Here is a 24,907-nt window from a genome sequence, read left to right as displayed (position 1 = left end):
TGAGCCGACGCATAATCCGAGATGAGGAGTCCTTGTCGTGCACAGACTGGACTTCCTCATTCCTTCCGAAAGGTGCCTCGATAAGCCGCCGCTATCACGCGGTTTCTCGCTTAACTAAAGACGGATGCCCATCGGGCTTGTACCGGAACCACGAAGAGTGCGTGTGGCAGATCGTGTTAGCGCGCGGACCTAGTCCAACTGAGAGGTGACTTGAAATAGATTTGTCAAGATTTGATTCTTCGAGGATCGCCTCGACGAACGCAACGTGGCGGGTTGAATAGAGTGGAACTGTATCCCGTCGTGGCATTGTAACTATTCAATACGTAGAGTCATATTATGTTTAGGGGTAAGACATAGACAAATTCCTGTCAATTCTCATGACTGATTCGGTCTGAGACCTCCGATAACAGGTGTTTGAGGTGTCGGGTATATCGAAAAGTCTATGTTCGTTGGCGAAATGTAGAACAACCCGGACACCTTGCGAAATGAAAAATGTAGCTATTAGCTCCGTTATCCTGCTCGTCTTGCGGTAACCATTTCGCAGACGGGGGAGTTCCACGACAGAGTTCGGTTAGGCTATTCATCCAAACGAGGGGAAGAGGATGTTTCTCGACTCATCTCCGTACAAAATATCCGTTCAGCAATTACGCCCGGACCGGTCGACAGATGGACCAGCCTGTTGACGCACGCTGACTCTCTCAAGACTCCACCGTCAGAGATGTTGTTTGTTCTACGAGGATGAGGGGATGTCTGCTCTCTGCAGCCGGGTAATCGTCGACGTCTCCGTTGCTGACACCCGTCTTTACTTGACGTATCCTCGTTCTTCTACCCTGATGGCTTCTTCCTCGTTGACTTGTCTGACCGTTGCTTCGTGGACTCGAGTGCAGTCACTGCCAGGGCACCCTGTCACTGGATCTACTCTCATTTCGTCTTCCTCGTCGTCGTAGATCCACGCAACAGTTCTATGGCAGTCTGGGCATTTGTATTCAATCTGAAGGGGCATCGGTTGTGGTGTTTCTGAAGACGGTTGTGTGGTTATCTTCTACGCTGTAGTCGGCTGGTCGCCTCTGCGTTGGTTGTTGTGCGTGATTTTGTGAACTGGCCTCGGTTGTGTTTCTGAGTATTCTGGAGAGCGGGCTTAAATTTGTGCAGTATGCACATGCATAGTCGGTTGGTTATCTCGGGTGGTGTTATGCGTATGACTGGGTACTTTGCACACGGATTTCGCACAAGCATCATACGCAAGCTGATGGACGAACGTGATCTGCGGCCAGCAGACAACGCTATCCTGGATGTCTTGAGCCAGGGGCGTGCGACCAAAGGCCTCCTCGTTGATGAGACCGGTTACTCCCGTAACACCGTCTACAATCGGCTTGAAGTCCTCCAAGCCGCCGGCCATGTCCGACTCGTCCACGAACCTACTCGGTTATTCGAGCTCGCCTCAGACCCGCGAGACAGCAACTAGCCACGCCGGCTTGCCAGTCACCCGACCCCTCCAAGAAAACCCAGTCCCCAGCTAGCCGGCCTCCATAGCAGCTGGCCCGACGACGCAACTGTGGATTAAACAGCGTGGAACCCGTCCTCTGACACCCGTACTGTAGCCTGTCCGTGGACCTCTGGCTGTTGTTAGGTTCGTTTCTCTCGGATGCCGTTGCGGTCACGCATGACCGTCTCACAGCTGGGGCAGGCGCGTGGGCTCGTCACGTCGTCCGGGGTGAACACGCGAGCATAGGTGTCGGTGACGTGACTGCCACAGTTCTGGCATTCCGGCATACTGGTGTCCACTCGACGCCTCCGGTATAGCCTTTCTGTGGCGCCCCCTCCGTATCGTTGCCTCCGCCCTCAACTGAGCGACGGTAGTCAGCGCTCGCTCCTGGATATCAACGTATTTAGTGTGGTCAACAGGACTGTCACCTATGGCGACGTGTATCGAATGCGGTGCTGATCTCCCGCCTGATACTGAAGTTGTCTGTGACCATTTGCAGACCGAACACGGATACTTCACCGAGGGTGGCAGCGACGCCAGCGAGTAGTCTCTTTCCCAGATTCGGGATTCAGGTATTGGCACGGGCACAGCTGGCTGTTACACCGTTGCTTCGGCCCGGAACGCTCTTCCTCTGATTACCGGCTTTAGCTGGTGATTGAGCGGGGTGAGCGGTCTGCTGGAATTACCCGACAATTATGTGGACGCGTGTTCCTGAGTGCGATTGTGGGGCGTTAGCCCTACTGTCACACGCCACGTCCACCGTGGGATAGCCGTCAGCGGTGACGGCTCCCGACGCCCATCTCGAATACTCCAGAGATGCCCTCGACGAATCCCCGCCTTGGTGACTGTCCCCGGTGTGGGGCCTCGATTCACGACCGGCATATTCTGGTTGCGTACGGACCGGATGACAGGCCACGGTACTGGGCAGACTGCCCCGGCTGTGGGGACGTCGTTGCCCCGAAGGGGTAACATGCTTCGACGGCTTACTCGCAGATTCTGTCCCGAAGAGTCCGAGCCCGAGTCCGAGCCGTCTCTGGTTGAATGCAAGCGCTGTGGGACAACCTTGGAGTCGAGGGAGATCGAGCAGTGTCCTGCGTGTGGGAGTCCCGATATTGCGAGCTATTTCTTCTAGACTGACCGAGTCAGTGGTAGTCTCTTTCGACGCGTGTGACTAATTTCTCACAGACGGGTATAGCTGGCAGACGGGGCTATGTGCAGCGCGGTCTCGGCAGCGGCCAGTTCAGATTGTGGTTAGGGTCTCTTCGATGATGACCGAGCTGGTTGGCGTGTGAACGATACGGACAGTTATCCTGTCGCCAGTGGTGAGGTCACACTCGCTGCTGGCCAGACGGAATGTCGACGTTTCTCCTGGCTCCCAAGTGCCACCAGCTTCTCCAATCGGTCCGCCGACAGAATTATACGAGTTATCAAATACGTCCTCACCACGGACATACTGGCTTTCTGGGGTTGGATCCCCACCACCAGCGGGGAGATTCACCAGCCGGCCCGTTTTCTCGCAGGCATCTTGGGCGTCAACAACGATTTCGAGATTTGATACGGTCAGCGTATCCCCGGCAATATGGGTGATGCGGATGATTCCACCATCGTTCCCGTCCTGTGTGACGATTTCACCGCTTGACTCACCGACAACTGGGGCAGGCTTGTCGATACTATCAGCAAACCCAAAGACAAACACCGAGATTGTTGCAGCCAGAATCACCACGACTGCGACCATCAGAATAGTCGCGATGACTGGTGACACAGCCCGTGACGACGACGATGTACCCACTGTACTAGTTTGATAAAAACCCGTTCACTAAGTTTCTTTGTAGGGAGAATCCGGTCGACTTAACACGACCCAGGGCTTGCGCTATTCTATGGAGTCATGGCCGGAGATGAACGATCGATCGATGGACCTACGCGTCTTTCGAGAGGCGGTCGAAAGTACCGGCCACGCCATCTACTGGACCGACACGACCGGTCGAATTGAGTACGTCAACCCAGCATTTGAAGAGCAAACGGGCTACGCTGCCGAGGAGGCAATCGGGAGCAACGCGCACATCCTCCAATCTGGCGTCCACGACACCCAGTTTTACGATCGCCTCTGGGAGACGATTCTCAACGGCGACGTTTGGGAGGGGCAGATCATCAACGAGCGCAAAAATGGTGAGCGGTACGTCGTCAAGCAAACCATCTCCCCGGTCACTGGCGACAGTGGGGAGATTGTTCGGTTTGTTGCTGTCAACGAGGACATTACCGACCTCCGGGAGTCCCAAGAGTCCCTCGAGCAGGAACGCAACCGGTTCGTCAGCCTTCTTAATGCTGTGCCTGTTCCGCTCGTCATCACTGCCTTCGATGACGACGCGCTTACTGTAGAGCAAGCTAACCGAGCGTTCAGGGACACATTTGGCTTCACTGACAGCCAACTCAGTGAGGGGTCGCTTGACGAGCTCATCGTTGATGAGGGCACATCAGCACAGGCACAGAAGATAAACGAGCAGGTGCAATGCGGCGAGCGCATCCGCAGGGAAGTGATACGGCACACTGCTGACGGTACCGAACGAACGTTTCTCCTCACGGCAACGCCATTCGGGAGCGAGCCACACGAAGAATCGCTTGCAACATACCTCGACATCACGGACCGGAAACAAGCCGAAGAAGCACTCAAGCAACGAACCGAAGAGCTGGAAGACTTTGCGAATGTCGTCAGTCACGACCTCCGCAACCCGCTTAATGTCGCCAGCGGACATCTCGATCTCCTCGATTCAGCTGTCGAAAGCGCCCATATCGACGCGGTTCGGAATGCTCACGAGCGGATGCAGGAACTCATCGAGAATATCCTCATGCTTGCTCGCCACGGGAAGACGATCGATGACACCGAATCGGTCGCGCTTGACGACTGTGTTAGCGAGAGTTGGGCGACGGTCGAAACTGCGGACGCCACACTCAATGTTGAGACGACAAAACCGATTGTTGCGGATGAAAGCCGGCTCCGCCAGGTGTTTACGAACCTTATTCGGAACGCCATCGAACACGGCGGCGAGGACGTCACAATTAGTGTCGGTGATCTTGATGAGGGATTCTACGTTGCGGACGATGGGGCGGGGATTCCGGAGGCTGAGCGAGAGCAAGTGTTCGAAGCAAGCCACACAAGTACTGAGACCGGGACCGGCCTTGGACTAGCTATCGTCCGAGAAGTCGTTGAAGCGCACGGCTGGGAGATTACAGTTACTGAGAGCAGGACTGGTGGTGCGCGCTTCGAAATTGAGGGCGTTAAAGGCAGTAATAAGAAGTGAGCTGTGGGACGTTCCGGTGGTGAGATGCGCAGGTCAAAAGCCCCGGGACGCCTCTGTTTAGTTGGCGAAATAGTTGGGATACTGTTGGGAACTGGTGTACAGTCGTAGGAGAGAATAGCGGTCACTGCGGAAATATAAGCGGACTCACTTCAAACGAGGGGTAGGGAGTCCCCACTCTGGAACCGTTCGATGCGATGTAGATACTGCAGCGTTGGGAAATACTTCACATGGCTTCGATGTCACCCTAGTAGTGAACTCATGGGTGATTCGAACGACGAGAACCCGTATCTGGTAGTACCAGGCACCGACGAATACGACGTGCTCAGCTTTCTCGTCCAGAATCCTGGAGCGCAATTCACGCCGCCGGAGATTGCCGCGGACACAGAACTTAGTGAAGTAGCCGCAGCAGACGCCCTGACCACCCTCTCCGAAGACGACCTCGTTCAACAGTCTCAGGACGCCTATTACATTCCGGTAGACCGCGGAGACGAATTTCGTCGTCGACTTGAGTCGGTTGACGCCGCCGCCCAGCTACATGATGGCGCACCCGACGACGATGCCTATGCTGTCGAAGACTGGGAGGCGCAGGGAGACTCCTTGTAAGTAGGCACCGGCCCGTTGGTGGGTGGCGATCTAACACGTGCAGGGCGGTGGTTGCTTGCGGGCCTGCGGTGGGCCAGAGACGGACTCGATTGTCGACTGCCGGCGCTGTGGGACGACCGCGGCGTCTGCGGATGTCGACCGCTACTGTCAACGACCCCACCCTACTTCGCTCACCCTGAGGGGTTCGCTCGTGGAGGGTGGGGCTTGTCCATGAACTCGGCCTCTGACCCTTCCGGGTGGGCGGTAAATCCGCCACTCGGCGTCACCGTTCCAGACTTCAGGGCAAGCTGACTATTGCCCGTCCGCCGAGACGACTGTTGGCCCCGACGGACGTACCGCAGACCGATGTTCTTCGCCGCGTTATAATCCGCGTTCGCTTCCGACTCGCACTTTACGCACCGGAAGTCGTTTCGATTCGGCCGATTCTCGTCTGCCGTGAAGCCACACTCGGCGCACCGTTTCGACGTGTACGCCGACCCGACTTGCTTCACCGAGATACCTTCCGCTTCGGCTTTGTATTCTACCTGCTCGTACAGGGTTCGGAACGCCCACTTGTGCCCCCACGACGCACCTGTTCGGTCGCGGATGTGGGTTAAATCCTCGAACGCAATCACGTCGCACTCATATCGGAGAGCTTCCGCAACAATAGTGTTCGACGCACGGTGTAGCACGTCGCGGACGTACCGAAGTTCACGGCCACTCGACTGGACGAGTGTTCGGTGGGCGCTTCGCGTGCCAGTCTGTTCGAGTCCAGCACGTACCTTCTCGAACTCGCGGAGGTTGTGGGTGAATTCCCGCCCGCTGAGGAAGGTGGCGGTGCTGGTGACGGCGAGATTTTCGATACCGAGGTCAACCCCGAGAACCGTTCCGTCCTCGGCGGTGTTGCGCTCGGTATCGGTCTTGTGGCGGCGGAAGCCGATGTGCAAGACGTAGTCGCCGTCACGGGCGGTGAGTGTGCTTTCGGTGACGCTCCACTCCTCAGAGTCGAGGTACTGCCGTTGGTAGCCATCGTCGGCCTCGGGGAGGGCAAGCGGACACCGAACGCGACTCTCTGTGGTAGAGAGCGACACCGTATCATCATCGAATAGCGTCATCGTGCGCGTATCATACGTCACGGTTGGCGCGGTGAAGGTGGGCTTGCTGGCTTTCTTGCCGTTTGAGCGGCGTTCGAGACAGCCGGTGATGGCTTGGGCGGCTTGATGCGTGGCGAGAATCGCGTGCTGACTCCCGAGGTCGGTTTCCTCGCGCACAGAATCGTAAGCAAGGGGTTGGACGTCGCTTTTAGCGTTGCATTTGCCCCACGCCATATCGGTGGCGAGTTGGCAACCCCGCTTCCACTCGGAGATGGTGTCCTCAAGGAGGTTGCGTTGCTCGTCCGTGACCTCAAGACGAGTGATTGCCGTCCGACGCACGTAGTCGTCTGCCACACGTTCAATGTGATTTCGTGGCTACTTATAAATTCGTGAGGTTGCCCAGCTAACCGAACGCGCTCCTCCCCTCCCTACTCACTCGCTTCGTTCGCTCCTTGAGGAAGGGGACTCCGCGCTACCGCTTCAGTTGAACGTGGGAGTTCCGACATCGCGACGTATTTCCTCTAATCTGAGTGGCCCGGCACGCAGACCCGGCTCGACGCGTGTCAACACGCTTGCGCACACCGTGGAGCGTGGTATGCGGGGTTATTCGAGGAGGCCAAGGTCGGTGAGTCGGTCGTGGACGGCCTCGAGTGCCTGGTGGGCGTGGTCCGGGTTTCTTCCACCCGTGGTGACGAGTTTGCCGCTGCCGAACAAGAGGACCACCACATCGGGGTCCTCAAGGCGATAGACGAGGCCGGGGAACTGTTCAGGTTCGTACTCGACGGCTTCGAGGCCGAGCCCGATTGCAATCGCATTCAGGTTCAGGGATTGGTCGAAGCTGGCGCTGAAGACGATATTCTGGACATCAACCGCCGGGTCAGGAGCGATGTCGATGCCTAGCTCTCGGAGGTCCTCGACGACGATACTGAGTGCCTTATGGACAGCGTCGACGGTTGTGGCGCCAGTGCAGACAGCTTTGCCAGAGTCGAAGATGAGCGTGGTTGCAGTGGGGTCGTCGAGCCGATAGATGACACCGGGGAACTCCTCAGGGTCGTACTCTGCGCCGGGGAGATCAGCGGCGAGTTGCTCAAGGGCGAGCTCGGCGCCGAGGGTAGTGGAGGCGACGACATTCTCAACCTGGATGGTGTCGGTAAATGTACTCATCCAGTCGATTCGTCACAGCGGCTGGGTAAAAACTGATGTGGCGAATCGGGTCGTGGATGGCTGGACAACTGGAGGGCGTAAGCGGGCGGCTGTCGCAGACAATCCTGGTACAAACGTGAGTACGTATCGACCGCGTGTGTTGGAGACGAGCGGATTATTCGAATTCGATAGGTCCAGATCCAGAAACGACCGGTAAGTAGGAGTGCGAACCTAACAGGGGGACAGAAAGTCGCCGCTGAGACGTTCGGTGGTCTCTGGTGTTACGCGATGCTGATCATGTGAACCGCCGTCCGCGTTTGTCTGGTATGATTTGTTCGACCTCGCTTCAGTCCACGTTTCGGTGTGCCAGTAGGGATGAACGACGCCGATGCGAGCCCCCCTCTGCGGTTCGGTCAATAACAGTTGTACTCTTTCGGACTGTCGTTGCAGTCGTACTCCAGTCGTCAAGCGATTCGCACTAGAGAGGCGGCGCTCAAGATAGGTTTCTTCTGCGTGGAGCGCCCGTTTTCCCGTCGCGTCAGACAGCACGCTCGGTGCGATGGTCTGGTCGCCGCCCGTTCCTGGGGCTGTCGAGGACGTTGCGTCCGAATTCGAACTCGCTAAACACCCAGAAGGTAGCGCTTCCGCGCCCCCTCTGGGGCAAGCGGTTTGAGGTCGCTTATGCCGACCCGCCTGTGTCGCCGTAGCAGTCGCGGAGATCAGGTGGTTCGTCAAGAAGTTCGCGGGCGGCAGCCGCACTCACCGTAATTCCGTTCTCGTCGCGCGTAACGGATTCGCCGGTAACAGTCCGCAGCAGCACAGCCAGGTCTTCGAGATAGGACTTTGGTCGCTTCTCTTGGAGTGTGAGCGTGTCCTTGTTCTCATAGGTGGTGGCGCGATTCTTGACGTAGACACGGGCGAAGGCCCCACGGTTGCCGGCATCGGGGCTGTGGACGAACGATGGGAGCGCGGTCGGTCCATCCGCAGATTTCTCGCCGGTTGGGACGCCCATTGCGTGGAGAATACGAGCGAGCACAGACCCGCCTTCGGTAGGGCGGGCTTCGGTGGCGCGGTTGCTGTCGTCGTCGTGGACGATCTGGTAGTCAAGTCCAGCCGTGGCAGCAATCGCGGCGAACGCATCCTCGCGGCCTGCATCAAGGACAAACGAGATGCGTGCCCCCTGTTCGCGGAGTAGTGAGAGACTGCCGCCGGAAAGTACCCATGCAGCTAATTGGACTATCGCGCGCTCTCGCTCAGGTGCTGGGTCGGTATTCGAGAGCCAACGGTTGGATTCAGCGGTCTGAATGCCACGCACAGCGTCGGGGCGTGAACCGTTGGTCCAGGGGCGCACGCGGCCTCGTGGAAGGTCAAGCCGGGAGGCGAGTGCGTGGCTCCCTAAGTCGGAATGTTCGTCTGCGAGTTCGAGGTACTCCTGATAATCGGTGACTGCCTCGTAGGGGTCGTCGTAGCTGGGTGTATCGTAGGCGCGAGCGAGGGCTTTCGGAGTGGGGAGTGGCGTAGCAGACATACTACTTCGAGAGACATGTTTACTTGACATCCGCCCACGGCTAACACCGTCGGCGTTCGCGTTACAACTGTGTACTCGGCAAGTGGACTTAAGTATGCGCACCTATAAGCGGTGTTAAGCACGAATTACCGGTCGGAAACGAGGGGGTGGGCCCTCATCGTAAGTTAGGTGAGCGCACCTCGTAATTCCGTCGGTTGCGTGCGTCAAATCAATCATGAAGAAAATTAGCTTCGACATTCCCGATGTCGATATGGACGAACGTGGGGTGTCGCCGGTCATCGGCGTCATACTCATGGTCGCTATCACAGTCATTCTAGCCGCCGTTATCGCGAGCTTCGTGCTCGGCTTCGGCGGCAGCGTCAGTTCGAACGCACAGGCTGGCGTTTCCGTAGACAATTCAACCGGAACACCGAGTGTTACGATAGTTTCAATGGGGGAAAACACGGACCGCGTCGAATGTGTTTCCTCAGATGGTAGTAATGATGGAGAGTCGGCTAATCAGGTCGGCGCGTCGTTTAATTGTGACTCTGGTGGGAACGTTGTTGCCGTCGGCAACGGTAGTACGAGCAACGCGACGATTCGAACCAACATCTAAGCGCTTTGCGGCCTCTCTCGGTTTGTTTTATTGAACGTGGACGTGGGAGCGATAGCAGCCAACCGAGAGTGCGACTGCTTGTCTCTCGCGGTCCATGGGTGAACTAGAGGCGGAAGAAGGCCGACGCGCAGTTATGGCAACTTCAGGCGTGTTCAGTGTCTACACCAAGGAGCTATCGGCCTGCGAAACCTGATCGTTGCCCTGGCGTTCAGCGTCGCGGCGGTCGTCCCCTGAACATGAGTTTGCCATCCTGATCGTGGCTGTCGTGCTGGTGGCGAGTTAGGCGACAAACCGCGCTGGCGACAGCTGGGACGTCCTCAACGATATCGAGTCCGCTGCCGTGGGTGGTGGGCTGGTCGTCCTGGCCAGAATGGTCTAAATCCCTGCGATGCAGAATTCTCATGTTAGGAGACGTGCTATCAGGACGGGATCGCCCCTGCTGGGCGTGCTGATCGATATACGAGCTCGCACCGAGATTCACGTGTATGTGGCTGGCGCTCGCAACAGGGTTACGAGTGTTTCTGCGAGGAGTCGGGGTAGTGAACCCGGGCAACCAGAGAATTGGAGCCTAATTCTATTGATTCAATGTTTCAGTCACTTGAATCGACGCTAAATTGATGTTTGAACTCAGCTCCACCAAATTGAGTTTGTTATCGTTGGTAGACGGTGTAGCGGAGCGATTGTGATTTCCCCCATAGCTAAAGTCGTGATTTCCGTGCTGGTTCTATATGGGCCTGCGTGGATTGGGGTTCGTCTGTGAGGAATATACCAAGGACTACCGTGTACGGCGGTTCTGGAAACTTGGCCTCGCAGCCACATTCGTTCATATAGTGGTTGATCCGTTGATAACGTATGTATCGGTTGTCATTTTTGAGGTCGGCGTTGAAGCGAATCCCTGGTTAGCCACGTACCTCTATACTGGCGATTGGGCGTTCCTGACTATTCATCTGCCACTCGCACTTTTTGTTGGGGCTGTATTCGTCGGTTTCACGTGGCTATTCTCGATTAGCTCTGACCAGGAGACCAAGCAATTATACCTTCTCTCGCTTCTGGCGTGGAGTGGAATCCTCCTCTGGGGGCTCCTCCTCGTTGGCAACAATCTCGTAGTATTACTTACAGGCCTTTAGCCGGTTGTTCCGTATGTTTGGTCTGCAACTGAACCGACCCCTCTGTTGAGTAGTAGATCGTTGAATGCCGCTATTCGCAGAACAGAATCGGCCGTACTCGCACGAACTGTCTGAACACTACTCTTCTTCTTCTTCTTCTTCTTCTTCTTCTTCTTCCTCTTCTTCCTCTTCTTCTTCCTCTTCTTCTTCCTCTTCTTCTTCCTCTTCTTCCTCTTCTTCTTCCTCTTCTTCCTCTTCTTCTTCCTCTTCTTCCTCTTCTTCTTCCTCTTCTTCCTCGTCGTCGCATTCGTCTTCACCGGCACAGATTGTTACACTATTGCTGCTGTCTGCACCGTCATTCCCCTTCTCGTCTTGGGCCTCGCTCACACTGACTGTATATTTACGATCCTCAATGTCAGTTACTGACCCCTCGTAGACGAATACATCGTTGTTAATTGATTCTGACCACGATTTGAGTGTGTAAATCTCGTCGCCAATAATGTAGACAGCCAACTCAGCAAGTTGCTCTGAGGACTCGACAGCAACGGTGACGCTAGGGCCGTCGTCAGTCTCTGTTCCGGTCGCTGATAAGTCGATGGTCGGTGGCGTATCGTCTACAGACTCTACAAGGGCGATATCAACGCGTCGTGTGGTCGTTGTAGCACCATCGGACGCGGTCACTTCTATTGTGACCGTTCGAGTGGTGTCAACTGCATCGGCGATTAGCTTTACTTCGTTACTTGTCGGCGGAGATACCGACGCGTACGCGCTCCCGTTAACGACCCGCCACTTGAAGGTCACCGGCTCGCCCTCCGGATCAGAGCTAGACGCAGTCATCACCACCGATTCTGGCGTCTTAATGCTGTCCGGCACAGACACAGACAACGACGGAGCTGCATCACCTGATTTACCACCACTAGCCAAAACCACGCGTTTCTCGCCCTCAAACAGCTGTTGATCGGTAGGCTCGTGGACAACGATGACCGTCACAGTGTCACCTCGGCCAACGGAAACATTGAGCGGCTGCCGGAACGTCATTCCTGCCTCAAATCTTCCATTTCCGGCGTCGGATTCTGGCCTGATGCGACTTGTCTCGTTGTTAGCAATCACGACGACCGAAAGATCAGTGTAAGAGACGCTCTCACCGCCGACATTTTTCATCATCAGGGCGTCTGCATTATCGGTTACGCGTCCATCTAACTCAAGAGACGGTGTGGTCTCGCCGGTAACGCTGTCGAGAACGAATACGCTAGTGGTCGCAGTTGCCGCTACGAAAACCGCCACGAGCAGTACCACCCCGAGTTGCGTTGACTGGCCGCGTCCCCTGCTCACATCACCGTGTTGCCAGGCAGAGCCTAAAAACCCCTGTTCCCGGATTTCACGCCTGAGAATAACCAGGCCGCGGGTTTTTTCACTATAGCATACCCTCCCACGTGTATGGAGTGGCGTGGCGACAATCGTGGGCAGTCGGTGCAGGTCGGCGCCATCCTTCTATTCGCTACGCTCATCATAGCGTTGTCAATGTATCAAGTAACGGTTGTCCCAGAAGAGAACAGCCGCATTGAATTCGACGCCTATCAGGAGGCAAGCGCGGACATCGTGGAGCTACGGAATAGTGTGCTCTCCACTGCCGCTGGGGACGGAGTACGTGGTGTAACAGTGAAGACTGGCGCGCAGTATCCACCACGTATTTTTCTTGTAAACAGCCTCCAGCCAAGAGGCTCAGTCGAGACCACCAACCCCGGGACCATCACACTCAGAAATGTAAATGGTTCGGTGAGCGAGTACCAGGGCGTTGGTGAGTACACCCAGGAAGAGGACAGTGTCCTCAATTACTCGACGAAACTACTGCGGTTCGAACCAGATTACAATTACCAGTCTATCCCTGACATTTATGTGACAAGCGGGTTCGTCTACCGCGACTACGATCGTCCGATACCGCGCGCGTCCCAAACGCTGATTCAGGGGAATACGATTACTATCACGACGATTGCTGGGAACCTTGATGAGAGCGGCTACCGGACGGCGCTCACGACGGTTCCGGTGAGCGCGCATGTGAATACAGTGACTGTGACGAGCAATTCGTCTGGTCCGGTCAAACTAACGGTACCGACGCGGCTGAATGCGGCTGATTGGAACAATACTGTACTTGAGGGGAGCAAGACATACGTTGAGGATGTCGTGCCAGGGCCGCGGCCCGACACCGTGACTGTTGAACTTAATGCCAGCCAAAACTACGAACTGAAAGTCGCGCAGGTGGAAGCTAAAGGAGCAAACGACGACGACGAAGTGGATGATTCGAAGGGACGCTACCTTGTCCAGCAGACCGCTGAGTACGCGACGTTGAATGTTGATAACCGTGTGAAGTTGGTGACGGAATCCCGAGATATCTTCAACAACCCTCGATCAAACTCGCCGGTGACCTTTGACACGGACGCGGCGAACCTCACGCTGGAATCGACGTCAGGATCCTTGTCGGGTACAGAGTTAACCGTGCGGTCGAACGAGGAGGGACGTGCTGCGGTCTGGGCCGAGGCGACGGGTAAGGTGAGCAACGCCACCGTAATAGCGACGCTCGGAACCGACACGGGTGGAACGCCTGCTGAGCGAGTGACGTTCACGGTCTCGGAGCCGCAAGCCGGTGGCGGCGGTGGCACTGGAGGCGGTGGCGGTGGGAACGGTGGCGGACAGACATTCATAACGTACGTCTCTGCGTTCAACGACGGCGACGGGAATACAGAAGCCAACGAGGATAGCTCAATTCCTACACAGCAAGGTCCGTTTGGAAATATCAACAACTTTGACAAGATGACCGCCGAAGATGGAACCACAGCGAGGATAGAGACGACGTACGTCAACCCCGGACTGGAACAGACGATCGATACCGGGACGAGAGTCGCAACCATCGATACTGGTTCGACGTACGCTCTGGAGTTCGCGTACTTCTTTGAGAACGGAAACGCTGGACAGGTCAACGTCGCCATCCTCGACGACAGTGGAACCGTCCTGCAGTCAGCTTCACTCGACCAAAGTCAAACTCGGAGCAGTACTAATGGTTCGCCCCCTGGAACGGCCATCCAATTGAACACTCAAGCCTCGAATTACATTGACAACAACGGAGAAATCTACGTGGAGTTCAGAACGCCAGGTAGTGAGAAGGATTACACCCAGTTCCTCGTTGATTACCTCCGGATACAGACAAATTGATTTCGACGGCACTGTCTAGTTCTGCACTCCCTCGACCAGCGTCTTCCGTCGAGAGCTTGTTGCGGTCGCTGGCGATTGTAGTGATGCATGAGTTGCTCAAGCCACTCACGGACGCTTACCCGACTGCACACCCACAAAGTATGAAATCGATCAACCTGCATTTTGAGCGTGTAAAACCATTTTCGATGAGGTTTCGGTCGGTATAGTCCACGCGACCGTTAAACCCTACTCAAACAATGGCAGTCCGATAGCTGAATTGATCGACAAGAAATTCAGCCTCGGAGAAATCGTGTTTCTCGCGGAGTCCAGCCAGGAACGAAGCCGCCAGATCAGTGCCATGCGATCCAAACAACGCCACGTCGAGTATCAACTTGGTAGTGTTCAGATAAGCTGATTCCATGCGAAGCTGAACGATCTGAGCCAGTCGTCGGCGGTTTTTGGTTCGGCGTTGCTGAAACAGTTTGAGAAACAGAGAGTACGTCGTTTTATCTCCCTGAAGACACGTTCGACAGCGTTCCGATTTCCATGTTTCTCGTATCTGAAATCGAAGCCGTGGCGGTGACACGCGTCTTGTAATGAGTGCGAGCCATCGACGAGAAACACGGCGTCGGAGACGTCGTGTTTCTCGGAGAGTTCAGTGAGAAACGAATGAGCGAGAACCTTCGTAGTTGTCGGTTCAAGCTTTGTGTGGAGTACTTCGTTTGTTTCAGGATCGACAGCGGCGTACAGCCAGTACTGCTCGTTGTTGAGTCGGATCACGGTCTCGTCAATCGCGATGTGATCCGGAGACCGACCAGAGTCGGGCTGTAGATCGGCCTTGTGAACCCAATTATGAACGGTGGATCGTGCGCGCTCGACACCGAATATCTCAAGAATAGAGACAGTATTCGAAAGCGAGAGTCCAGCAAGGTGGAGCTGAATACTGAGCTTCATCAGCAGCTGCGGTGTCGCTTCTCGTTCAACAAACCCTAAGTCGATCTGGTCTAAACAACCGTTGAGGCGGTCGTTTTCGGGCATAGACACTCAGAAAACGCTCCGCCTCACCTTTCAATCCTTATCTGAACACCGCCATCAACTTTGTCTCGACATCTATTGCAGCGGCTCTTGTGAATCGTTGGACAGCGCCGGCTTCGACCGCCAGAACTAGTGGAATGAAGCGGGAAACCGCCGATGATCCATGTCGAAGATTTTGGCTTTGGTGAATCGTCATACGGCATCGGATTTGGCTGTAGAATATGGGGTGTGTTCCTACTATGAATGAGTCCCCAGACACAGATTCTCCCGACGCTGGTGGCTTGAAACTCCGCTCATTTGCCTCACGCGATCTGCTCGGAACCGTTCTAAGTATCGCGGGGGCATACGGTTCACTGGTGTTTCCTGGTCGCCTATCGATGGTATTGGCGGGCGTGAACGGGATTGGTGCGGTTCTGGTTTTCACCTCAGACGCGACGAGCTCGACAAATGCAGCAGGCTATTTTTTCGCACTTGGATCGTGGTCGCTGATGGCGTTGAGTGGGCTGACAACCCGCGTCGCAATTCCAACATTGCTCACCGCATTCTGGTTTGGATTCAGGGCGGAGCGAAAAATCTGGGCGGAACGAATCAACTCTTGAAAACCCGAGTTTGCCTCTGTCAAATAAGCACACCTGCTTACCGGCTGTTCCACAGTTCGGGGTGTGGAACGAATCGAAGCCGCTTGGTGACTATATTCTCCCTGTCTCGGACGGCTTGATTGATTGCGATAGGGATTGTCGACTTGTCGTACAAGTCGGAAACGAAACACCGGTATCTACCCCTATAACGCCTCGATCAGGGCGCTCCCCACACCACTAAGTGCAAGGTTATTATAGAAGTCTGCATGAGACTGGAGGCGACCGCAAAGGAAGACGAGTACAAGGTCTGGATGACCGACGCCGAACTTGACGAACTGCGGCGGGCCGCAGCAAGCCATCGCGACGACCTCGTCATCCAACTGGGCGGCTACGTCGGCCTTCGCGCCTTTGAGGTGCCCCAGATTTACCCTAAGCACGTCAAGCGTACCGAGGACGGCGACCACTACCGTCTCCGCGTTCCTGAGGGGAAAGACACCACTGGGAACGGCGGAAAGCCGCGTGATGCCTACCTGCCACCTGACGTCGAGGGCGACATCCACCGCTACACGAACGCCGAGGGCATTGACCGCCACGAGTCACTCATCGATCTCTCCGAGCGCGGCGTCCGGGACGTCGTCAAGCGCACCGCCGAGCGTGCTGCTGAGGAGACCGGCGACGACGATTTCCAGTATGTGTCCAGCCACGATCTCCGGCGGCGGTTCGCCCAGCGGCTTCTCGTCGACGAACAGGTCAACCCGCGGGTCGTGATGCAGGTTGGGGGTTGGGATTCGTTCCAGGCGATCGAGCCCTACCTGAACGCTCCCACGCCCGAGGTCGTGAATGAAGCCTTCGAGGAGGCTGGCCTCGCATGACTGACGATGATGTCGATCCTGAGAACCCGCGACCCGACGGCCATTATCCGCGGTTCGCGGACAACGAATGGCACTACATCCCCGATGAGTTGGCGCAGACGATTTCGCTCGGGCCAGCTGGCGACGGTGAGGAGGGGCAGGACTGGGTGTTGACGTACACCCCCGAGCGAGAGAACGAGGAGGACCGGGAGAAGATACTGGTGCGGCTGACGCCGCGGGCGCTTCACGAGCTCTACATCGAGACGAAAGGCCTCTCGACTGACCAGCGAATGCACGGCCATAGTGCTGAGTGCGATCTCTGCGGCGAGAAAGTCGATCTCGACGAGGCGATCCCCAACCAACGTGGGAAACCCTGCCACAACCGCTGCTGGGCCGAGTATACGGGCGCACCAGACTGGTTCAGCGACTACGTGTAATGTGAGACCGGAAACCGTCGGAAGATGGTGATGAGGAACCGGGTTTGTGGTTCGCGAAGGTAGGGTTGAGAGCGGGAAAACCCGTCTCTAGAACTGGCTTATGGTGCCGCGGCGGCCGTGTCGCCAGCTTCGGGATCGAACGGGAGGTTGATGACGAGTTCGTCGAACCAGACGACCGGGCGCTTCCGCTGGCCATCTTCCTCGAAGAAGATAATGCCCAGCTGGGCAAGCCGACTGAGCTCCTCGTGGACGTTTTTCACGTCCCGGTCAACGACCCGTGCGGTTTCGTTGATGCTGGCTGGTTCTTCTTGCCGGATGGCCTCGATGAGCTCGAGAACGCGCGGAGTCAGCGTGTCCATCAAATCGTCGTAGCTGGTGAACGAGAGCGTCGGTGTCGAGTCCATCGCGTCGCCCTGTTTGAGCGCCGCGATGCTGTCGGTGACGTCGTCGTGGAACTCACTGGATGGAGTTACGGTCACGACGAGGGTTGATTCGGCGCGAAGCTGTTCGCGCTCCATCGGGTGCAGCGGCGGGGTGGAGTCAGTCATGGGTATCACCGTGGTGTGACGGCCTCACGTGAGCTCGAATTCGGATTTCGGGATTTCGCTCCAGAATTGCTCCCAGAGTTCGACCATCCCGGGGAACTCGATGATGTCTGGGTTAGGGTCTGGTGCGATGTGCCGTTCGTGTCCTTTGGTGTCTTCGTGTGAGTTGTCGTACCGGCGAATCGTCCCATCGTCAAGCGTGTGGGGCGGGTTTGGTTCCGTGGCGCCGTAGTGGAGTTTGTAGGCCCACCCGGACGGGTACGCGTCGCGGTTGGTCCGCATGCAGAACACGCGGACGACGGTCCCGTCTGGGTACTTCCGCGCTTCGTTCACGCCGTCCAGGTCGTCGCCGGTCGGTGAGGCCATCCTCACCTATTGGTTCATCAGCCAATGCAATAAGCGTATTGGTGAACAGACCAATGCTGGGGAAAGGCTGCCTCCGTCGCTTTCCATGCCTTCCTGGGTATAAACCACAAATTGCTATACGGAATCTGGTGGGGCGCATCGGCACAGTATCGGAAAGTAGAACGCTACCAATCGCTTGGTTTCCACCTCTATCGGCTCGAATCCATCCTCTCGTCTCTGTTCGGCACTTTTCATACTTGATCTGACGCCTGTATTCGGGACAATATGAGGGAGTCGCGTCTATGACAAAGATATGGGATTTTCAGCAAGCGAGTCACTGTCGACCACATTTCCAACACTACCCCTTTCCGACCCGGAAGAGAACGAACAGCCATGCCCAGCGATTCCGACTCGAACGGTGTCCGCGTCTGGCTCGTCGAGCGGACGTACTCCGACGACGAGCAGAATCTCATCATCCTCACCTATGCAACCCCAGACGGTGAACGATACTTCCGGAAAGAACGGGCGCTCACTTCCTTCACCGACGTCCGCGACACGACGGCCGCCGTCGACGCCGACCCGGACAATCTCGGCTCGGTCAATGACGCCGATCTGCAGGAGCAGTACGCCGCCGAGGCCCAGCGAATGCGGGAGGAACACGACCCCGACGACGTGATCTGACTCCAGTCGACACGATGGCAGCACCGAGCCCACGTGTTATATCCAGCCGCCCTCTACGCGTGGGTATGCGCGAACTCGTCTTCGCCCTCGAATACGAGCCGGGGTGTAACAGGGTGGCGGACGCCCTCGCTGACCACCCCGACGCCCGCGTCCGCTCGCTCTCGCTGCACGCCACTGCGGAGCAGCTCTGGCGAGTCGACCACGCGACCGGCATTCCGGACGCACTCGACGCCATCGAGGACGCCTTTCTCACCAGCGACTACTACGCCGACTGTCTGGCTACCGAGGACTGCGGCGCCACACAGACCACTCGCGTCCTCGACCGCACGGACGACACGCTCGTCCTGTACTCCGACTGGGAGCGCACCCCCTCCTGCGCGTCCGTCCCCCACATCGCCCGCGACCATCTCGGCAAGAGCGTGTTGTTCGAGACCCGTCACGAGGGCCGCCACTACACGTGGCGACTCATCCACTCCGGAGAGGGCGACGTGGCCGCGTTCTTCGACGCCCTCGAAGTCGCCGTCGGGGACTGCGCCCGGATGGAGATGCTCCGAACCGCGGACACGACTGCGTCGGTGGGGGGAAGCGACGAGACGCAAAGTGGTCTGTCGCCGGAGCAGGAGGCCGCACTCCGGGCAGCCGTCGAACACGGGTACTACGAGTCCCCACGCGAAGTCGACGTCGGCGAACTGGCCGAGCATCTCGACGTGCCGCGGTCGACGCTCACCTACCGACTCCGCCGGGCGGAGGAACACTTGGCGAAGCAGCACGTCGCCGACGAACGGTTGCCCGAAGATCCCCCGGCAACACGCTGAACCTCGATTTGGAATATTCCAACAAAGGCTTATCGAACTGACGCCCCTACTGTGAGGTGATGACAGAGAATCCGGACGCAGCGGGGGAGACGAGCGGGGGCGGGCAGCGACGGGAGCTGACCGCCCGCCTCGTCGTCCCCGAGATGGACTGTCCGTCCTGCGCCCAGAAAGTCGACAAGAGCCTCCAGCGCGTCGACGGCGTCGTTGACGCCACGCTCCAGCCGACCACCGGTACGGCCAACGTCACGTACGACTCAGACCGCATCAGCGAGGCCGATGTGGTCGACGCAATCGAAGGCGCCGGCTACGAGGTCGTCAGAGAGTCGGATTCCGACCACGATGAGTCAGAGGATGCGGCCGGTGGCGCCGACATCGCGCCACCGTCGGAGGTCTGGACGAGTCCTCGCGCGAAGAAGACGTGGCTCGGCGCGGCGTTCGTCACGCTCGGCCTCCTCTTCGAGTTCCTCCTCACCGGGCAGAACGTCACGGTGGCGAGCGTCCTCGAGTACCCGCTCCACATCGCCGACGTCCTGTTCCTCGGCGCTGTCGCCGCCAGCGGCATCCCCGTCGTCCGCAGCGGGTACTACTCCGCGAAGAACCGAAGCCTCGACATCGACCTGCTGATGGGGACGGCGATCATCGCGGCGACCGGTATCGGCTACTTCGTCGAGGCGGCGACGCTGGCCGTCCTGTTCAGCATCGCCGAGCTGCTCGAGGATTACGCGATGGACAGGGCGCGGGACTCCCTGCGCGAGCTGATGGAACTCTCGCCCGACGAGGCCACCGTCGTGCGCGACGGCGAGGAAGTCACGGTGCCCGCCGACGAAGTGGAGGTGGGTGAGACCGTGGTCGTTCGCCCCGGTGACAAGATTCCGTTGGACGGCACGGTCGTCGAGGGCGAGAGCGCGGTCGACCAGTCGCCGATTACCGGCGAGAGCGTCCCCGTCGACAAGACCGCCGGCGACGAGGTGTACGCGGGCGCGATCAACGAGGAGGGCTACCTCGAAGTCGAAGTCACGTCGACGGCGGGCGACTCGACGCTCTCGCGCATCATCGAGATGGTGCAGGGCGCACAGGCGAAGAAGACCGACACCGAGCAGTTCGTCGACCGCTTCTCGGGCTACTACACGCCGGTCGTGGTCGTGTTGGCAATCCTGACCGCCGCCATTCCACCGTTGGTCATCGCCGACCCCGTCTCGGTGGACGTGGCCGGGTACGGGTTCACCTTCGCCGGCGACTGGCAGACGTGGTTCATCCGCGGACTCACCCTGCTGGTGATTGCCTGCCCGTGCGCGTTCGTCATCTCGACGCCCGTCTCCGTGGTGTCGGGGATCACCAGCGCCGCGAAGAACGGCGTGCTGATCAAGGGCGGCAACTACCTCGAAGCGATGGGCGAAGTCGATGCCGTCGCGCTCGACAAGACGGGGACGCTCACGAAGGGCGAACTCGCCGTCACCGACGTCGTCCCGGTCGGCGACACCACTGAGGACGATCTGCTCCGTCGCGCCGCCGGGCTGGAGCGGCGCAGTGAGCATCCCATCGCCGCAGCGATTCTCGCCCGTGCCGACGAGGCGGGCGTGGGCAACCTGCCCGACCCGACTGGCTTCGAGAGCCTCACCGGGAAGGGCATCCGCGGGGAGATCGACGGCGAGACGTACTACGCGGGCAAGCCCGCACTCTTCGAGGAGTTGGGCTTCGACCTCGCTCGGGCACGCCGCGAGACGGACGGCGGCGTCGTGGCGGAAGAGGCGGCCGAGTCCGACGACGGGGCGTTCGCCGAGGACGCGCTCGCCGCGCTGGAGCGGGAGGGCAAGACGGTCGTTATCGTCGGAACGGAGTCGGAGTTGCTGGGTGCCATCGCCATCGCCGACGAGGTGCGCCCGGCCTCGAAGCGGGCCGTCCAGCGCCTGCAGGAGCTTGGTGTCGAGCGCGTCGTGATGCTGACGGGCGACAACGAGGGCACCGCCCGCGCCATCGCCGAGCAGGTCGGCGTCGACGAGTACCGCGCCGAACTCTTGCCGGAGGAGAAGGTCGACGCCGTCGAGGAGTTGCAGGCGGAGTACGGCGAGGTGGCGATGGTCGGCGATGGCATCAACGACGCGCCCGCGCTCGCCACCGCGGAGGTCGGTATTGCGATGGGAGCCGCCGGCACCGACACCGCGCTCGAGACCGCCGACATCGCGCTGATGGGCGACGACGTCGGGAAGCTGCCGTACCTCTACGAACTGTCGCACACGGCCAACGGCGTCATCCGGCAGAACATCTGGACGAGCCTCGGCGTGAAGGCGCTGCTTGCCGTCGGCGTGCCGATTGGGCTCGTCAGCGTCGCCGTCGCTGTCGTCGTCGGCGACATGGGGATGAGTCTCGGCGTCACCGGGAACGCGATGCGGCTGTCACGGATCGAGCCCGACCGGTTCTCCGACACCTGACGGCCTCCTTCACTCTCCAAGTCTGCTGTACTCCCGGAGCTGTTCCCGGAGGCCGTCTTCCTCGACTGGAGGATCGAACTCTCCCTCGTTCTCTCGTGCCCACTCCGTCAGCTCCCCGACGTCTTCGTCGAAGTGCCGGCGTAACGCTTTGATCGTGCGGTACCGCTCCGTGAGACCTGTGTGGTCGAGGTAGAGGCGGAGCTTTGCGCCCGCCTCGGTCAGGCGGTATGCGTGGGAGGTGCCGCGCCCCTCGATTTCTCGGCGCTCGTACAGTCCGAGTTCCTCGCCCTCCCGCAGGCGGGTCGAGACCGTCGACCGGCTGACCGTCGATTCCTCCACTAACCGTGTGAACTGGCTCCCGTTTGGTTCGATTTCACAGAGCAGTTCGACCGCGCCCTTGGCCTCGAGGTAGGCCGACAGGGGTGCGTCCGAGCCGTCTTCACCACTCATGGCACCAATAGTACAGTACATACTATACTAATACTTGGGGATTGTGCCGCCGCTGAACGGTGCAGAGCGGATAGAATACCGACACGCGTTTACGCGTCCCTCCACTTCACAGGCATCAGTCACCGACGGGGTCTGCTTCCCGGAAACACGGAAACGACACGCCCTCAGTTTAGTACAAATCATACCATTGATCGGCAAAATGATGCTCGCGAACGCGGCGGACGCGGCGACAGCCGACCCGAGGAGACACCGAGTCGTCACCGTCTCGAACCCTCCATAGATGCCGCTGGACGACTCCCTCCGAGACGCCGTGAACGACGTGCGGCTGCAGGCGGAGGAACTCTTCCCCGAACACGGCAATCTCACGTACGTCATCGGAAAGATCGTCCTCCCGACCCACCTCCTCGCGGACGGACACGACCACCAGACCAACACCCCCTTCGACTTCGAGGGGATGCTCAAACTGGCCATCTACAGGCGCGTGACCGGGATGAGTCAGGAGGCCATCTCCGACCAGCTCGAAAGCTGGCCCTACCTCCAGCAGCGGTTCGGCTTGGACGGTGCCCCGTCGCAGGAGACCATCTCCTACACGAAGCGACACCGGTTCGAGGATCTGGACACGCGCCATTTCCTGCGGGCGGTCGCCGACGAGTTTGCCGAGTTGACCGAGGAACACGACTCCACGTACAGCCCCGACCAGCCGCCAGACAGCGATCCGTCACCGGAGGAGGTCGCGGCGAGCGGCGAGCCGATTCACCACTACGTGGATCGGCACGCCAAGCACGTCATCACCGGGGCGCAAAACGAGGTCTGGCCGGTGCTTGACACCGGCCGCGCCGACAACACCAAGCACGCCGACAGGCGGGTGTGGGAACACCAGACCGCGATGAGCCTCTCGAAACGCGCGGGGACGCACAGCGTGTTCCGGACGTTCAACAAGTTCCGCCGGGACGCACTCCACCACGACACCCACCTGTACGCAGTCCAGATGCTCGGCCTCCCCGACGATCACGACTACGACCTCTCCGAGTACCCCGGAGCCCGCCTCCCCACGCCCGACTGGCGAGACGTCGCCTCCTCTGTCACGAACCAGTTCAACGCCGCCGTCGACAGGCAGATGGCCAACATCGCGCCGACCGCGCTGTTCACAGAGCCGGTGGTGGCCGCCCTCGACACGACCCACGACCCGTTCAACGTCTCCCCGTGGAAGGACGAAGAGGACATCGAGCCGGAGGACGACCGGATCGCGGTCGGCAGAGACACGGGAAGGACGAAGGTGCCAAAGGACGACTACCCCGAGATGGTGAACGGCGGCGAGGACAGCCACACCTACCAGTACGAGTACGCGACGCTCACGGTCGTCGGTCGGAACGCACCCATCGTGCTGGCGGTCGAACCCGTCCGTCACGACTCGACGTGGGAAGGGGAGGAGGGGGAGACCGTCAGCTGGGCCGAAGTGGTCGACCGCTTGCTCACACAGGCGCGGAAGCACGTCGACATCCAGCTCGTGATGGCCGACCGGGCGTTCGACGGACACGCCGTCGGCCACGTCATCGACCAGTACCACGGCGTGAACTACCTGATTCCCAAAAAGAAGAACGCGACCGTCGGGGGCGAGAACGTCGCCGACAAGTTGGGCGACGTGAAGGAAGACATGACGCTGCGGAGTCGCGTCGAACGGGACGCGTCCCTGTACCTGACCTCGGACACCCCGTACGTGGACGTGGCGGACGACCCGACCGTGGGCGAGGACGGCTACAGCCACGACGCGAGCTTTCTGTACGTGCCGGCGGAGGACAAGGACTGGGCCGTGGACGAGGACAACGAGTACGCCGTGTTCGTGACGAACGCGGACGACGTGTCGCCGATGGAGGCCATCGGGCTCTCTGACGAGTACTCCAAGCGGTGGGACATCGAAATCGAGTACAAGATGGTCAAGCCGCTGCTGCCGTCGATCCGGTCGACGGACTACCGGATGCGGTTCTTCACGTTCGCGTACAGCCTGCTGCTGTACAATCTGTGGCGGATGGTGGATCACTCGCTGAAGACGTTGGTGTCGGAGGTGTACGACGAGTACGGCCGAGGGCCGCACGAGGAGCGGTTGGATCCGTTGCTGACGCTGGCCGACCTCCACATGACCGTGGTGGCGTTGATGCTGTTGCCGGACGGGGTCGACCCGCCGTTCTGACGGGGGCAACTTTCTAGTAATTATTCTGATCGATTAGCGACTCGTAGCTCTGCCACACTCCGTTTTCGCCGGTATTTATCGGAAAGAGTATGTTTTCGTCGGTGGTGGCCGGAGCAAGTCCCGACTGACCTCCCAAATACCGATTCACCCCCGATAATCGGTTGATTCGGTTGGTAGCTACCCCTACTTTCCGAAACTATGGCATCGGTGAATGTCGGGATATACCTGAATTTCTGTCGCTGTGGGGTGCGTATTCGAATGCGTATACGTAGGCGGATACGCGTACGTATCCGTGCTTGTTCTGGGTGCGACAGTGCCAGTTCGATGGCCGTGGTAAACTGATTGGACTTGGCCACCGGGAGAATCGGATAATCAAATGCGCTACTGGATACGTATTCGTATACGAAAACGGTACGTGTTTAGCCCCAGTGAATTTCGGCACTGTCTCATAGCAGGCGACCAATCGGGGAGATATGCACCCTCAGCGAGGGCTAGTTGAACCTCTTCAGGGATGGTCTCCGAGCGGAGACCATCCCG

At 58.6% G+C, this 24,907-nt stretch carries 23 protein-coding genes and 1 pseudogene; 13 read left to right on the top strand and 11 right to left on the bottom strand.

The window, feature by feature from the left end; genetic code table 11:
* The first annotated feature begins 1,249 nt into the window (after positions 1–1,249).
* Positions 1,250–1,465, top strand: coding sequence for an ArsR family transcriptional regulator (locus tag LPA44_RS17140; RefSeq protein WP_230890702.1), 216 nt, complete (start codon positions 1,250–1,252; stop codon positions 1,463–1,465).
* A gap of 161 nt (positions 1,466–1,626) precedes the next feature.
* Here LPA44_RS17140 and LPA44_RS17135 read toward each other — a convergent pair whose 3' ends face one another.
* The gene (locus tag LPA44_RS17135; RefSeq protein ID WP_230890701.1) at positions 1,627–1,773 is read right to left on the bottom strand and encodes a DUF7563 family protein; all 147 of its coding nucleotides are present in this window, start codon (positions 1,771–1,773) and stop codon (positions 1,627–1,629) included.
* A gap of 529 nt (positions 1,774–2,302) precedes the next feature.
* On the opposite strand from LPA44_RS17135, the gene LPA44_RS18530 reads away from it, so the two are divergent.
* On the top strand, positions 2,303–2,455 hold the full coding sequence (locus LPA44_RS18530) for a DUF7837 family putative zinc-binding protein (protein ID WP_442903413.1): 153 nt from the start codon (positions 2,303–2,305) through the stop codon (positions 2,453–2,455).
* 271 nt (positions 2,456–2,726) lie between these two features.
* Here LPA44_RS18530 and LPA44_RS17130 read toward each other — a convergent pair whose 3' ends face one another.
* Positions 2,727–3,248, bottom strand: a complete 522-nt coding sequence (locus LPA44_RS17130) for a type IV pilin (RefSeq protein ID WP_230890700.1) — start codon at positions 3,246–3,248, stop codon at positions 2,727–2,729.
* 133 nt (positions 3,249–3,381) lie between these two features.
* Here LPA44_RS17130 and LPA44_RS17125 point away from each other — a divergent pair, with 133 nt between their 5' ends.
* Both LPA44_RS17125 and LPA44_RS17120 read left to right on the top strand, forming a co-directional pair.
* Positions 3,382–4,782 (top strand): PAS domain S-box protein, encoded by a 1,401-nt coding sequence (locus tag LPA44_RS17125; protein WP_230890699.1) that lies wholly within the window; start codon positions 3,382–3,384, stop codon positions 4,780–4,782.
* Positions 4,783–5,040: 258 nt separating this feature from the next.
* Entirely contained in the window at positions 5,041–5,385 is a 345-nt protein-coding gene (locus LPA44_RS17120) for a MarR family transcriptional regulator (protein WP_230890698.1), read from the top strand.
* 170 nt (positions 5,386–5,555) lie between these two features.
* Here the strand turns inward: LPA44_RS17120 and LPA44_RS17115 are convergent, their stop codons facing one another.
* The 3 genes from LPA44_RS17115 to LPA44_RS17105 all read right to left on the bottom strand — a co-directional run bounded on the left by LPA44_RS17115 (position 5,556) and on the right by LPA44_RS17105 (position 9,129).
* Positions 5,556–6,812 carry an RNA-guided endonuclease InsQ/TnpB family protein gene (locus tag LPA44_RS17115; protein WP_230890697.1) on the bottom strand — a complete coding sequence of 419 codons (1,257 nt, stop codon included), beginning with the start codon at positions 6,810–6,812 and terminating at the stop codon, positions 5,556–5,558.
* A gap of 249 nt (positions 6,813–7,061) precedes the next feature.
* On the bottom strand, positions 7,062–7,622 hold the full coding sequence (locus LPA44_RS17110; RefSeq protein WP_230890696.1) for a TATA-box-binding protein: 561 nt from the start codon (positions 7,620–7,622) through the stop codon (positions 7,062–7,064).
* Positions 7,623–8,280: 658 nt separating this feature from the next.
* A complete protein-coding gene (locus LPA44_RS17105; protein WP_230890695.1) occupies positions 8,281–9,129 on the bottom strand; it encodes a hypothetical protein in 849 nt (282 codons plus the stop codon).
* 214 nt (positions 9,130–9,343) lie between these two features.
* On the opposite strand from LPA44_RS17105, the gene LPA44_RS17100 reads away from it, so the two are divergent.
* Together LPA44_RS17100 and LPA44_RS17095 are read left to right on the top strand one after the other, a co-directional pair.
* A complete protein-coding gene (locus tag LPA44_RS17100) occupies positions 9,344–9,724 on the top strand; it encodes a type IV pilin (protein ID WP_230890694.1) in 381 nt (126 codons plus the stop codon).
* 728 nt (positions 9,725–10,452) lie between these two features.
* Entirely contained in the window at positions 10,453–10,851 is a 399-nt protein-coding gene (locus LPA44_RS17095; protein ID WP_230890693.1) for a hypothetical protein, read from the top strand.
* Between the two features lie 117 nt (positions 10,852–10,968).
* Here LPA44_RS17095 and LPA44_RS17090 read toward each other — a convergent pair whose 3' ends face one another.
* Positions 10,969–12,162 carry a type IV pilin gene (locus tag LPA44_RS17090; RefSeq protein WP_230890692.1) on the bottom strand — a complete coding sequence of 398 codons (1,194 nt, stop codon included), beginning with the start codon at positions 12,160–12,162 and terminating at the stop codon, positions 10,969–10,971.
* 105 nt (positions 12,163–12,267) lie between these two features.
* On the opposite strand from LPA44_RS17090, the gene LPA44_RS17085 reads away from it, so the two are divergent.
* Entirely contained in the window at positions 12,268–14,037 is a 1,770-nt protein-coding gene (locus LPA44_RS17085; protein ID WP_230890691.1) for a hypothetical protein, read from the top strand.
* On the opposite strand, the pseudogene LPA44_RS17080 reads toward LPA44_RS17085, so the two are convergent.
* A pseudogene (locus LPA44_RS17080) lies at positions 14,013–14,413 on the bottom strand (IS6 family transposase); the annotation flags it as partial. The gene LPA44_RS17085 and the pseudogene LPA44_RS17080 sit on opposite strands and share 25 nt — an antisense overlap.
* A 5-nt stretch (positions 14,414–14,418) precedes the next feature.
* Positions 14,419–15,054: an IS6 family transposase gene (locus LPA44_RS17075; RefSeq protein ID WP_230890690.1), complete on the bottom strand. Its 636-nt coding sequence runs from the start codon at positions 15,052–15,054 to the stop codon at positions 14,419–14,421.
* Positions 15,055–15,895: 841 nt separating this feature from the next.
* Between LPA44_RS17075 and LPA44_RS17070 the strand changes: the two genes are divergently transcribed.
* Complete coding sequence (locus LPA44_RS17070; RefSeq protein ID WP_230890689.1) at positions 15,896–16,501, top strand: site-specific integrase; 606 nt, start codon at positions 15,896–15,898, stop codon at positions 16,499–16,501.
* A complete protein-coding gene (locus LPA44_RS17065; protein WP_230890688.1) occupies positions 16,498–16,917 on the top strand; it encodes a hypothetical protein in 420 nt (139 codons plus the stop codon). The genes LPA44_RS17070 and LPA44_RS17065 overlap by 4 nt, the downstream gene beginning before the upstream one ends.
* A 98-nt stretch (positions 16,918–17,015) precedes the next feature.
* Here LPA44_RS17065 and LPA44_RS17060 read toward each other — a convergent pair whose 3' ends face one another.
* A complete protein-coding gene (locus LPA44_RS17060; RefSeq protein ID WP_230890687.1) occupies positions 17,016–17,465 on the bottom strand; it encodes an HVO_A0114 family putative DNA-binding protein in 450 nt (149 codons plus the stop codon).
* A gap of 24 nt (positions 17,466–17,489) precedes the next feature.
* Positions 17,490–17,828 (bottom strand): toxin-antitoxin system TumE family protein, encoded by a 339-nt coding sequence (locus tag LPA44_RS17055; RefSeq protein ID WP_230890686.1) that lies wholly within the window; start codon positions 17,826–17,828, stop codon positions 17,490–17,492.
* 372 nt (positions 17,829–18,200) lie between these two features.
* Between LPA44_RS17055 and LPA44_RS17050 the strand changes: the two genes are divergently transcribed.
* From LPA44_RS17050 to LPA44_RS17040, 3 genes are all read left to right on the top strand, one after another.
* Positions 18,201–18,488: a hypothetical protein gene (locus LPA44_RS17050; protein WP_092817284.1), complete on the top strand. Its 288-nt coding sequence runs from the start codon at positions 18,201–18,203 to the stop codon at positions 18,486–18,488.
* Positions 18,489–18,553: 65 nt separating this feature from the next.
* Complete coding sequence (locus LPA44_RS17045) at positions 18,554–19,303, top strand: helix-turn-helix domain-containing protein (protein ID WP_092817285.1); 750 nt, start codon at positions 18,554–18,556, stop codon at positions 19,301–19,303.
* Positions 19,304–19,362: 59 nt separating this feature from the next.
* A complete protein-coding gene (locus tag LPA44_RS17040; RefSeq protein ID WP_177167484.1) occupies positions 19,363–21,732 on the top strand; it encodes a heavy metal translocating P-type ATPase in 2,370 nt (789 codons plus the stop codon).
* Positions 21,733–21,741: 9 nt separating this feature from the next.
* Here LPA44_RS17040 and LPA44_RS17035 read toward each other — a convergent pair whose 3' ends face one another.
* Positions 21,742–22,182, bottom strand: a complete 441-nt coding sequence (locus LPA44_RS17035) for a winged helix-turn-helix transcriptional regulator (RefSeq protein WP_162498094.1) — start codon at positions 22,180–22,182, stop codon at positions 21,742–21,744.
* 280 nt (positions 22,183–22,462) lie between these two features.
* On the opposite strand from LPA44_RS17035, the gene LPA44_RS17030 reads away from it, so the two are divergent.
* Positions 22,463–24,370 carry a hypothetical protein gene (locus LPA44_RS17030; protein WP_230890685.1) on the top strand — a complete coding sequence of 636 codons (1,908 nt, stop codon included), beginning with the start codon at positions 22,463–22,465 and terminating at the stop codon, positions 24,368–24,370.
* Positions 24,371–24,907 lie beyond the last annotated feature (537 nt).

It is taken from the genome of Halobacterium sp. KA-4 (assembly GCF_021028995.1).
In the GTDB taxonomy this organism is placed as follows: domain Archaea; phylum Halobacteriota; class Halobacteria; order Halobacteriales; family Halobacteriaceae; genus Halobacterium.
The sequence above is the reverse complement of the archived record's forward strand: the minus strand, read 5'-3'. Positions and strand labels throughout refer to the sequence as shown.